Source organism: Photobacterium satsumensis (genome assembly GCF_050336935.1).
GTDB classification, from domain to species: domain Bacteria; phylum Pseudomonadota; class Gammaproteobacteria; order Enterobacterales; family Vibrionaceae; genus Photobacterium; species Photobacterium satsumensis.
Genome location: NZ_JAKJSK010000006.1, coordinates 347952 through 359715, shown reverse-complemented (window position 1 = coordinate 359715; position 11764 = coordinate 347952). Strand labels below are relative to the sequence as shown.

Sequence of the window (11764 nt, the reverse complement as noted above, 5' to 3'; positions counted from 1 at the left end):
CCTTATATACAGTGTTCAGCCAGATAACCTCGGCTCTTTGCCATGTCCACTTTCACTTGATCTAGCTGATACACTGCACGCTCTTGCTCAACAACAATCCAGCCTTGGTAATCAATATCCTGCAGAACTTGGAAGACTTTAGAGAAGTTAATACTACCCTCGCCGAGAGGACGGGTTAACCCCTGACTGAAAGCATTTGCCATCCCACAGCGGCTGCGAAGTGCATTATGTAACTGCTGGCCATCTACATCCTTTAAGTGCAGGTGCTCTAACCGGTTCGCGTACCGCCAGATCAACTCTTCAGGCTTCATACCGTCAATAAACAGATGACCGATGTCCAAACACAAGCCGAGTCGCTCAGCCGGAATGGCATTCATGACTGCCGCAATCTCATCAGAAAAAGCAACAAAGCCACCGGAGCTTGGATGCAATAATGTCCGTACTCCTTTGTCTGCCGCTATTCCAGCAACCGCTGAAATAGTCGCAACCATCGCCTGCAGCTGCTCCTTTTTGAGCCTAGGTGCAATCACACCATGGCCAACATAGGCATCCCTGGCTGCATTGGCACGATCCATAATAATTAACTTGTCGACACCAATCGCAGCGAGCAGATCAACAACACGTTGTGCATTTGCAAGAATGTCGTTTTTTGACTCGGGGCAACTAAAGTCACCATGTAAATTTCCTGCGCACACTTTCATGCCCCTGACCCGCAGTGAACTGGCAAGAATAGAAGGATCTTCAGGAAAATACCCGACAGGCCCAAGTTCAATCCCCTCATACCCTGCTTCATGTGCCTCAACGAGCACTTTACCCCAACTTGGATTCTCGCCTTGCACTGAGCTCTCCACTCCCCAGCAACAAGGTGCACACGCTATTTTCATTGCCATAATTACATCCTCTACATGACAAACTTCTTAAAATTTTTCTTAAATAGACTGTCTACGTTGCTCGTTGAACCCTTGTTAAATGAATCCTTTGTCAACTAAGAACTGACGGCTCTTTTTAATATCGGGTAGTGTGGTGTCTGAATAACGTGGATCGCGTTCTTGTTCAATAGTGATCCAACCGCGGTAACCTATAGATTCGAGCGCTTGGAAAACTTTATCATAATCTACCGCACCTTCACCTAACGGACACATCACGCCATCAGCACATGCTTGCCAAAAGCCTACTTGCTCCTTAATAGCCTGCTGTAGACGATGTTGGTTTACATCTTTGAAATGCACATACTCTAGCCTTTCTGCATATTGAATTAGGCTCTTTGCTGGGTCCATAGTGGCGTAATACAGGTGTCCGGTATCGAGGCAAAGCCCAACATCCTCAGAGGGTAAATCCACTAACATACGGTCGATTTCATCTTGGTATTCGATATAACCACCAGCATGAGGGTGAACCACCGCTCTAATGTCATGACGCTTGGCAATCTCTGCAATATCTCTGATGGTTATCATCATCTGCGCCCAACGCTCAGCATCTAATCGTGGTGCCTGCTCAGGCATACCCGCGTAACGGCTTCTGATGTCATTGACACAATCAATCACTACCAGCTTTTCACAGCCGATTTTCTTCAGCAAACCACACAGGCGCTTAGTTTTATTGATAATGTCTTCATAGCTACTTGCCTCAGACAGCGGCTCGAAAATGGTGCCGGCACAGATTTCCAACTCTTTGATATACAGTGCCGTGTTTACCGTATCTGCCTCGAGCGGCAAAAAACCGTAAGGCCCAAGCTCTGTACCGGTAAAGCTCGCTAGCCTCGCTTCCGACAGCACTGTCATCCAATTCGGATTATGTGGATTGTCAGAAGATTCAACACCCCAACAACAAGGTGCGCATGCAATTGAATAACTCATAGTTCCACCCTCAAGTGATCCATTAACTGAATAAAGCAAATTACAGCCAGACTAATCACTCTCAGGTAAAAATGGCGTGACCAAGTACGCATCATATTTTTGCATTTTCGCAAATCAGATTTGAATCTATGGCTATAACACCCTTACACCTCTCCCCCATAGACTGTTATTAACGAATCAAACAGAAACAGGAAGTTGTATGGAACCCGTTTACATTGTTGCCGCAAAACGTACCCCTATTGGCAGTTTCAACGGCGCGCTTGCCCCCGTATCAGCACCTCAACTAGGAGCAACCGCCATTAAAGGTGCACTCGAGCAATGTCACCTTGATCCAAGCCTGATTGATGAAGTGATTGCAGGAAATGTATTAAGTGCAGGTATTGGTATGGGCCCAGGCCGACAAGCGGCTATTCTCGCTGGCATTCCTGACACTGTCCCAGCCTACACGCTGAATATGATCTGCGGTTCCGGTATGAAAACCGTGATGGATGGTGTGAGTCATATTCGAGCAGGAGAAGCTGAGATTGTTGTTGCTTGCGGCATGGAGAGCATGTCCCAAGCGCCTTTCATTTCTGCCAACCCATTACGTGATGGCGTTAAAATGGGCCAACTGACTCTCGACGACTCCATTATCAAAGATGGCCTGACTGATGTTTTCAACCAGTACCACATGGGACTTACAGCAGAGAACATCGCTGAATTACACCAACTAAGCCGTGAAGAACAAGACCGATACGCGCTTTCCAGCCAGCAAAAGGCCAATTCAGCACTAAAAGAGCATGGCTTTAGTGATGAAATCGAGCCGGTTAATGTTAACCACCGCCGCAAGCAGTATACCGTCAACCTCGATGAATACCCGAAAGCCGACGCCAGCTTTGAAAAACTGCAAGCGCTTCGCCCTGCTTTCAAGAAAGAAGGCACTGTCACTGCCGGTAATGCATCAGGGATCAACGATGGTGGGTCGGCAATTATTCTTGCATCAAAAGCGGCGGTTCAGCGTTACAACCTTACACCTCTCGCCGAAGTTATCGCCTGTGGACAAGCAGGTCTTTCACCGAAAGTGATGGGATTAGGCCCTGTACCCGCCATCGCCAATGCCCTCGATAAAGCCAAATTAACACTGGCTGATATTGAATGCTTTGAGCTCAATGAGGCCTTTGCTGCGCAGGCCCTTGGGGTAATGAAAGAGCTTTGTGAAAAGCATAGCGTCGATAGGTCTTGGCTCGAATCGCGTAGCAATCTCAATGGTGGTGCTATCGCCCTCGGTCACCCGCTCGGCGCATCAGGCAACCGAATCCTGACTTCGTTAATATACCAACTAGAGCGTTCACAGCAAACCTATGGCTTGGCTTCCCTCTGTATCGGTGGCGGTATGGGAACAGCTGTGATCATCCGTCGATACCAGGCGAACAAATAGGAACATATGATGAAAAAATCTATCTCAGCAAGCGAGATCGCCAGTCTTCTACGCGATGATATGACCATTATGATCGGCGGGTTCATGGCCAACGGTGCACCAGAAGGATTAATTGATATTATTCTTGAGTCCGACATCAAGAACATCACCCTAATCACTACCGATACCGGTACGCCAAAATCAGGCTCAGGTCGCCTGATCAAAGCAAAACGTATCAGCAAACTTTATGCCTCGCACATCGGTACCAACCCTGAAACGGGAGCACAGATGAACAGTGGTGAATTGGATGTAGAGTTGGTTCCGCAAGGCACGCTCGCTGAGCGGATCCGTGCAGCAGGGGCAGGCTTAGGTGGTGTATTAACCCCTACCGGTCTTGGCACCTTAGTGGCTGAATCCAAACAAGTCATTCAGGTGGATGGCAAAGACTTCTTGCTTGAAAAACCATTGCGGGCTGATCTTGCCCTGATCCGCGGCTCTGTTGTCGATACCAAAGGTAACACCGTCTACAAAGGTACCACTCAAAATTTCAACCCGTTAATGGCAACGGCCGCTGACACCGTAATCATCGAAGCGGCGAGCTTGGTTGATATTGGCGAAATAGCCCCAGAAGCAGTACATACACCGGGTTTGTTTATCGACCACATCTACCAAGGAGCTTAATCATGGCAATTAAAAGAGAAAAACATCAGATTCGTCGAATGATTGCATGGCGTGTAGCCCAAGAGCTTCATGATGGCGATGTGGTCAACCTCGGTATTGGACTACCAAGCCTAGTTGCCAACGAAACCTCCTCAGATATTGAAATTCTCCTGCAAGCTGAAAATGGACTCATTGGTATCGGGGAAATGCCGGATGAAGCCAATATTGACCCGGATTTGGTCAATGCCGGTGGACAGCCAATAACCGCAACGGCAGGTGCCTGTACTTTCCATAGCGCCGACTCTTTCACCATCATTCGTGGCGGTCATGTGGATGCGACAGTATTAGGTGCATTGCAGGTCGACCAGTTTGGTAACCTTGCAAACTGGATCATCCCTGGAAAAATGGTACCGGGAATGGGCGGTGCGATGGATCTCGTCGTAGGTGCAAAAAAAGTTATTGTCGCCATGGAGCACACCGTCAAAGGCAAACCGAAACTACTTCAGCATTGCTCGCTACCCCTTACTGCCGCAAATCAAGTTGACTTGATTGTCACTGAGCTTGGCGTTATCAAAATCACCGAGCAAGGGATGATGTTAACCGAGCTAGCCCCAGGAACAACGGTTGACGAAATTCAGGCAGCGACAGAAGCAGAGTTAATCATCTCACCGGACCTGAAGGCAATGCCGATCCCAAGCGATCTTTAATATCCATAGCTAAACCTGCTACACCGAGAAAGCTATACCAAAATAAACAACACCGAAATAAACAACACCGAGAACACATTAGGTAATGAGTCTTGGTGTTGTTATTTTTTCAAAGACATTTAATGAAGAAGCACGTTAAGCCGTTGCACATGCCTCATTGCTACATGAGTGATCACGTTTGAACCATAGATCCTGCCCCAAACGCGTTATCAGTGAAATAACGGCCGCAGCAAAACACACCCACAACGCCATGTAGTAAGTAAAATACTCACCTAAAATGCCGATTGCCAAACTGGCGAGTAGCAGGCTGACTTGAATCGCATTGGAAAACAAAGTTGTCGCTGTCCCCACTTGGTCCCTCATCATGTCTTGCAACACAACCATCCCCAGTGTCGCTGTGGCACCGATAAATAAGCCATTGAACAACTGCAAAGCTAGCATAGCCGGCTCACTGCTAACGACGGCCATGCCAGCAAAAAATAAGCATCCGAACAATACACCCAGATTAAGCAGGCGATGCGCCCCCCACTTTACTGTCAACAGACCGATACCCAGCATGATTGGGATTTCAAACAATGCCGCTAACCCCATCATATTTCCAACAAGACTACTGCCGTAATCGAGTTCATGGGTTAAATACAGAGGGATAGTTGTTAGGTAAAGGTTATTTGCAAGAAACATCAACACAATAGACACCAAAAACACCAATACGGGCACTTGGCGATACCACGGTTGGAACGGCTTTACTGAGTAATCTTGTTCACCTTCAACCTGAGCTTGAATTTTTTGGCTATTGGGCAAAGTCAAAACAATCAGCAGGGTCACCATACCGCTCAGCGCCGCCAGCAGAAAGGTTAACGTGAAACCATAACTTGATTGCGCCATAAAGGCCATTGGTGGGCCACATACCCAAGCCAGAGCAATACTTGCACGCATAGTATTGAGAAATAGCGTTCCCTTCTCGGCTAAATGCTGATCAGCGTATTCTCGGCCCAAGGCAAATACTTGGGGAAAGGCGGCACTACTAATGCTAGTAATGGTTACGACTACAGCTAAAGCGAGCCAATATTGGCTATTCCAGGCAAAAAAGATAGCGGTAACGATATAGCAAGCGAACGCCATTACAATGAGCCGCTTGCGGCTTGTGCCGTTATCGGAAAAATAGGCCATTCGTTGGGAAACTACAATCGCACTTATGACGCTGCAAACCAAATACAAACTGATTTTAAATGGCGTCGCTTGCAGTACTTCGACAAGGTACAGGGTTGTGAGCGGAAATAGAAAAGCACCTCCTAAACCAGAGAAAAAAGTTATCGCAATGAAGCAAATAGTGGGTCGATTAATCGGCATTCTAAATCCTTAGGCAAGACTGTGATTCATTTCACAACAAGTCTATAGCGACTATCTGCTTGATGTTGTATCGTTCCTCCATCAACCAATACTATTCGCTCAGTTTTAATGAGATATATTGATGACTATTTATCAGTCATCGTATTTAGCCAAGGATAAGGCGCCAGAATTAATGAAACCCTACATAGAAAAAGTCAGTCCAGACAGTGATAGGACATGGCGATTGGAGCACTATCTATCTTTAGAAGAATCTTATGAGCTCTGCTGTGGTTGGCATTACCATCACGAATATGAACTCGTTCTATGTCATGACCCCGGAGGGGCACTGCAATGTACCGCAGTCAGTGGCGATCATTGCTATGAACAAGCTCACAATACACTGGTCCTATATGGTCCAGGGTTGCCCCATATGATGTCAGGCCATGTACATGCCCAGCAGAATATACCTGTTAGTAACCATATTCTTTGGTTTGACCCGAGGTGGATAAAAAGCCTCTTCCAGGCAGAGCCTGCCCTGCAAGTACTGGAAAATACTCTCGAGCGCTCGAAGAACGGTATCAAGTTTAGTCAGCAATGTTCCGAGCAAGTCTCTGCGTTGCTCAGAGAAACTCAACAACTCACCCCTGCCCGGCAATTCAATCATATTGTTAATATCCTGCTTTGCCTTGCTGAAGATGATGACGCACAGTCACTTGCATCAACGAGCTACACCTATCACTTACCCGATGATTCCGGCAGTCAGCTACAACGATTGAAGAAGCTTCAGAACTATATTGAAAAAAACTATCAAATGCCGATAAAGATTGCAGAGATTTGCGATGAACTACATATGAGTGAAAGCTCTGTTTACCGCTTATTTGAACGCCATTTTATGGAAAGTTTTGCCGAACACCTTAAGCGCTACCGGATAGGAAAAGCCTGCGAGAAAATCATCAACACCCAACAGCCTATAGCACTGATTGCTGAGCAAACTGGTTTTGCCAACTTGTCCAACTTCAACCGTCAGTTCAAGCAACAAAAGCAGATGACACCCAGCCAATTTCGTAGCATGTTTCGGCAGAACCTCAGAAAGAAAAAAGCCAACGCTTAATAAGCGTTGGCTTCACTCGTATAAGAGATACTGAATTAAGCTTCTTCCGGTTGTCCTTGCAACACGTTAGACACTTCAATCGGCAGCTTCTGCATCACGTAGTTACCTGGTGCTGGGCCTTTAGCTGGGTACGTAGTACTACCCGCACTTCGAGCATCAATGGCTTCAGCCTCTTCGAAGCCTCCCATCCACTTGTTCCAGTGGGTCCACCAAGAGCCATCTTGGCGTTTAGCCCCTTCTAGCCAAGCCTCAGGATCAGCCGAAGCTTTAGCATTCGTCCAGAAGCCATACTTATTCTTTGCAGGATGGTTAACGATACCTGCAATATGACCAGACTCACCCAATACGAATGTAGACTTTCCACCTAGCTTGCTAGCACCACGATAAGTACCCTGCCAAAGCGCAATGTGATCTTCCTGAGTTGAGATAAAGTAGGTTGGGATCTTGATCTTAGCCAGATCAATATACACACCACCCACCTTGAACCCTTTTGGATCGACAAGACGGTTTTCCAGGTAGAACTGGCGCAACAATGTACTGTGGCATGCTACTGCAACATTGGTACTATCACCGTTCCAGTACAGCAAATCGAAGTCGATTGGGCTGTTACCTTTCAGATAATTGTTGATGTAGTAGTTCCAGTACAAGCTGTTTTCGCGTAGCAGGCTGAATGTCACACTTAGCGAGCGGCCATCCATGTAGCCTTTGGCTTCGTTCTGCGCCTCGATAGCTGAAATGATCGGGTCATTAACGTACGCACCAATTTCACCTGGCTGAGAGAAATCTAACAATGTCGTGAAGAACGTTGCTGATTTAATGCGGTTGCGCATTCGTTTGGCGGAATAGTAAGCCAACGTTGTCGCTAGCAGCGTACCGCCAATACAGTAGCCTGCCGCATTGATTTGTTTTTCACCGGTAATTTCTTCAACAACGTCAACGGCTTTAACAACACCATCAACGACGTAGTCGTCAAAATCAACATCAAACATGCTGGCATCAGGGTTACGCCAAGACATCATGAACACAGTGTGTCCCTGCTCAACCAGCCATCGTACCATTGAATTCTTCTCACGAAGATCCAAGATATAGTACTTATTGATAAACGGTGGCACGATCAACAACGGAGTGGCATTCACTTTCTCAGTCAGTGGCTTATATTGAATAAGCTCGAACAGGTGGTTCTTGTAAACCACATCACCTGCCGTATTCGCTACATTTTCACCCAACTGGAAAGCTGCATCATTGGTCATGCGGATCTTCAGCACATCAGCACTCGACTGCATGTCTTGCTGAAGAAGCTCCATTCCCTTCACTAAGTTTTCACCATTAGTTTCAACGGTCAGCTTAGCTAATTCCGGGTTTGTCGTGACAAAGTTCGTTGGAGACATAGCGTTGATTGCCTGACGAGAGAAAAAGCTTAAACGCTCTTTCGCTTTATCGTCTAGCCCTTCCATCGAGTCTATTGTCTCTTTCATCGTATTACTGAACAGTAAGTACGATTGCTTAATATAATTGTAAAACGTTTCATTTTCCCATGCAGGATCAGTAAAACGTTTATCATCTTTTTCAGGCTTAACAAGATCGTCTTCGCCACCCGATTTCATGGTGACGTTTTGCCAGATCTTCATCTGGTTCTCCCACCAGTCCATTTGCACTTTAGCGATAACGGCTGGTTGCGCTGATGCTTGTTCGATCAACTTAGTAGTATCTTCTAAGCTAACTTCATTTAGCGCTTTATTTAAGGGAGTATTCATGGCTGCTTTGCCGGAATCCAGCTCCTTCCACCACATCTGGTTCATATCTTGGAGCTTGGCAAAGTAGTCCGTAAAGAAGTTATGATTCATTGCAATGACCTCTATATCAGGACTAAAAATGCCGCCCTCGAATGGGGCGGCAGAATTGGTCATGCAACTTAAGCAGGTGTTGCTTGCTTTACATTTTCAGCTACTAGCTCTTCAACTTCTGTTTTGAAGCTTTGAGCTACAGCATTGAATTTGTTGCTATCATCAATTAGCTGCTGAGAAAGCTTAGTTAGCGTTTCTAGCTGTTGGCTATTGAACTCAGCGAAAGACTGAACATCTTTTACTTCGCTTACTGCTTTAAGTTGATTAAGACCTAGATCGCTGTATGCGCGAACAGCAGCAAGTTGAAGCTCAGTTAGCTCTTCAACGTTCTTAGTGAACATTTTGTTGAACTTAACGTATGGTGCTAGTGATTTTTCAGTCTGCTCAGAGAAAGACTTAAACATTTCCGTATACATAGATATTTCCTTCATTTAAAGATTGATTAAGTACCTGTGCCATGGTGAATACAGATACTGGTTAGCTATACAATTGAATTAAACGCTCTTCAGAACAATTGCTGTACCCATACCACCACCAACACACAAGGTAGCTAGGCCATGCTCCGTTCCGCGACGACGCATTTCGTGAAGAAGGCTGACAATAATACGGTTACCTGAAGCACCTAGTGGGTGACCCAGTGCAATCGCACCACCATTTACATTGGAACGCTCGGCCAGATCTTCTACTTGAGACCCTAGTTCATCGGCCAATTCGTGAAGTACACCTAGAGCCTGGCCAGCAAATGCTTCGTTGAATTCAAACAGACCAACTTCGCTGATATTAAGCTGTGCTTTATCAAGTGCTTTAACCACAGCAGGAACTGGACCTAGACCCATAATTTCTGGAGCGATACCCGCTTGAGCGTAGCTTTCAATTTCAGCAAGTGGTGTTAGGCCGTATTTCTCTACTGCTGCTTCTGACGCAACAATAATGGCACTGGCACCGTCATTGATACCTGACGCGTTACCCGCCGTTACTGAACCGCCTTCCTTCTTGAATGCAGCTCGTAGTTTTGCCAGGCCTTCAATGCTCGCATCAGCTTTCGGGTATTCATCCGTATCAACAACGCTGGTTTTCCGGCGAACCGTCACTTCAACAGGTGCAATCTCACCAGCGAACTTGCCCTGCTCAATAGCGGCAACCGCTTTTTGCTGGCTTGCTAGCGCAAAGTTATCTTGCTGCTCGCGGGTCAGCCCCACTTTAGCGACAACGTTTTCAGCGGTAACACCCATGTGATATTGATTAAACACATCGGTAAGACCATCAGAAATCAGCAAATCGTCCAGGCTTAGAGAGCCCATTTTCTGACCGTCTCGGATAGTCGCTGGCGCACAGAATGGGATCTGTGACATGTTTTCTGCACCCGCGGCAACAACCAACTCAGCATCACCGGCTTTGATATGAGCAGCTGCATCCATTACCGCTTTCATTCCCGAGCCACACACCATGTTTAGGCTATAAGCTGGCACTTCCTGAGGAACACCGGCATAAATGGCAGCCTGACGGCCTGGCCCCATACCTTGTCCAGCACCAATAACATTACCGAGAATGACTTCATCAAGATTCGCTGGGTCTACGTTTGCTTCTTCCAACGCCGCTTTAATGGCTACAGCAGCAAGTTGAGAAGCAGGAACTGATTTCAGCGCACCGCTGAAACTACCGATAGGCGTACGTTTAGCCGCAACGATATATACTTTTGACATGATTTTTTGCGTCCTTTCAAACTTCAGAAATTAACCCATTAGTGCATGTACAAGCCGCCGTTCACAGACAAGGTTTCACCTGTGATATAAGCCGCAGCATCGCTTGCCAAGAAAGTTACCGCAGCCGCGACCTCAGCTGGTGCAGCAAGGCGCTTCATTGGGATCTCAGCTTTAATGCTATCTAGGACTTCTGGCTTAATTGCTTCTACCATCGGCGTGCCGGTATAGCCTGGGGCAATCGCATTAACGGTAACACCTGAACGCGCACCTTCAGCTGCCAACGCTTTGGTAAAACCAATCATTCCAGCTTTAGCTGCTGAATAATTCGCCTGACCAAACTGACCTTTAAGGCCATTGACTGAAGAGATATTGATAACTCGAGAATTACCGTGCTCGCACATTGAAGCGAATAGTGGCTGGGTAACGTTAAACAAACTGTTCAGGTTTGTTGTGATAACATCACCCCACTGCTCTTTCGACATACGCTTGAACGTAGTATCTCGTGTAATACCAGCGTTATTGACAAGAACATCAATGTTACCTTCTTCTTGCAGCAATGTTGCTAGCGCCTCTGCACAATAATCAGCATCTGTAACATCCAGCGGGAACAAACGAACCTGCTCATCTGAATAATTATTCTCTTTAAACCATTCTTTCGCTTTGGCTTCACCGCTTGGGAAATACGTGGCAATTACACGAAAACCCGCATCAACCAATCCTTTAGTGATCGCTGAACCAATACCACCTTTTGCACCAGTTACTAATGCTTTTTTACTCATTACAGAAGACTCCATTCCATCTTTATGATGACTTACCACCCTTAAATTCAAACACTTATAAGCGCTCTATCAATAAGGACCACTAACCAACGTAGACTGTTTATCAGTCTTATTTTTTATCTTGTTGCATCCTAGCGAGTGAAAAAGACACTAAGGTGACTTTTACATTGCACGAATATTATAAGAACACATGCACATACCAATATCAACACGGAGTATCAATGGTCGTACCAATATTCCTGCATAGAATCACGCTTACCAACAAAACCAAAATCAATCATTGTATGTGTCAATAATGTTAATTTTAATATGCACGATAGGTGCCAAGTTTTATATGAGTGAAATCAATGCTATAGGATTAGTCAGTGGCTACGTATTG

At 46.2% G+C, this 11764-nt stretch carries 11 protein-coding genes; 4 read left to right on the top strand and 7 right to left on the bottom strand.

Features of this window, described 5'->3' with window-relative positions:
- Positions 1 to 2: 2 nt before the first annotated feature.
- The gene (locus L4D79_RS01725) at positions 3 to 890 is read right to left on the bottom strand and encodes a sugar phosphate isomerase/epimerase family protein (RefSeq protein ID WP_428646519.1); all 888 of its coding nucleotides are present in this window, start codon (positions 888 to 890) and stop codon (positions 3 to 5) included.
- 75 nt (positions 891 to 965) lie between these two features.
- On the bottom strand, positions 966 to 1856 hold the full coding sequence (locus L4D79_RS01720) for a TIM barrel protein (protein WP_428646517.1): 891 nt from the start codon (positions 1854 to 1856) through the stop codon (positions 966 to 968).
- Positions 1857 to 2055: 199 nt separating this feature from the next.
- On the opposite strand from L4D79_RS01720, the gene L4D79_RS01715 reads away from it, so the two are divergent.
- From L4D79_RS01715 to L4D79_RS01705, 3 genes are read left to right on the top strand one after another with little or no spacing between them, the layout of a single operon-like run.
- Positions 2056 to 3273 carry an acetyl-CoA C-acetyltransferase gene (locus L4D79_RS01715; RefSeq protein ID WP_428646514.1) on the top strand — a complete coding sequence of 406 codons (1218 nt, stop codon included), beginning with the start codon at positions 2056 to 2058 and terminating at the stop codon, positions 3271 to 3273.
- 9 nt (positions 3274 to 3282) lie between these two features.
- Positions 3283 to 3933: a CoA transferase subunit A gene (locus L4D79_RS01710; RefSeq protein ID WP_428646511.1), complete on the top strand. Its 651-nt coding sequence runs from the start codon at positions 3283 to 3285 to the stop codon at positions 3931 to 3933.
- 2 nt (positions 3934 to 3935) lie between these two features.
- A complete protein-coding gene (locus L4D79_RS01705) occupies positions 3936 to 4619 on the top strand; it encodes a 3-oxoacid CoA-transferase subunit B (RefSeq protein ID WP_428646508.1) in 684 nt (227 codons plus the stop codon).
- A gap of 135 nt (positions 4620 to 4754) precedes the next feature.
- On the opposite strand, the gene L4D79_RS01700 is transcribed toward L4D79_RS01705, so the two are convergent.
- Positions 4755 to 5969 carry a sugar efflux transporter gene (locus L4D79_RS01700; RefSeq protein WP_428646506.1) on the bottom strand — a complete coding sequence of 405 codons (1215 nt, stop codon included), beginning with the start codon at positions 5967 to 5969 and terminating at the stop codon, positions 4755 to 4757.
- A gap of 172 nt (positions 5970 to 6141) precedes the next feature.
- Here L4D79_RS01700 and L4D79_RS01695 point away from each other — a divergent pair, with 172 nt between their 5' ends.
- The gene (locus tag L4D79_RS01695) at positions 6142 to 7059 is read left to right on the top strand and encodes an AraC family transcriptional regulator (protein WP_428646503.1); all 918 of its coding nucleotides are present in this window, start codon (positions 6142 to 6144) and stop codon (positions 7057 to 7059) included.
- A 35-nt stretch (positions 7060 to 7094) separates the two neighbouring features.
- On the opposite strand, the gene phaC is transcribed toward L4D79_RS01695, so the two are convergent.
- From phaC to L4D79_RS01675, 4 genes are all read right to left on the bottom strand, one after another.
- Positions 7095 to 8903: a class I poly(R)-hydroxyalkanoic acid synthase gene (gene phaC, locus L4D79_RS01690; protein WP_428646500.1), complete on the bottom strand. Its 1809-nt coding sequence runs from the start codon at positions 8901 to 8903 to the stop codon at positions 7095 to 7097.
- A 68-nt stretch (positions 8904 to 8971) separates the two neighbouring features.
- Positions 8972 to 9319, bottom strand: coding sequence for a phasin family protein (locus L4D79_RS01685; RefSeq protein WP_255043286.1), 348 nt, complete (start codon positions 9317 to 9319; stop codon positions 8972 to 8974).
- A gap of 78 nt (positions 9320 to 9397) precedes the next feature.
- On the bottom strand, positions 9398 to 10606 hold the full coding sequence (locus L4D79_RS01680; RefSeq protein ID WP_428646496.1) for an acetyl-CoA C-acetyltransferase: 1209 nt from the start codon (positions 10604 to 10606) through the stop codon (positions 9398 to 9400).
- 38 nt (positions 10607 to 10644) lie between these two features.
- Positions 10645 to 11385 carry an SDR family oxidoreductase gene (locus L4D79_RS01675; protein ID WP_428646494.1) on the bottom strand — a complete coding sequence of 247 codons (741 nt, stop codon included), beginning with the start codon at positions 11383 to 11385 and terminating at the stop codon, positions 10645 to 10647.
- Positions 11386 to 11764: the final 379 nt, after the last annotated feature.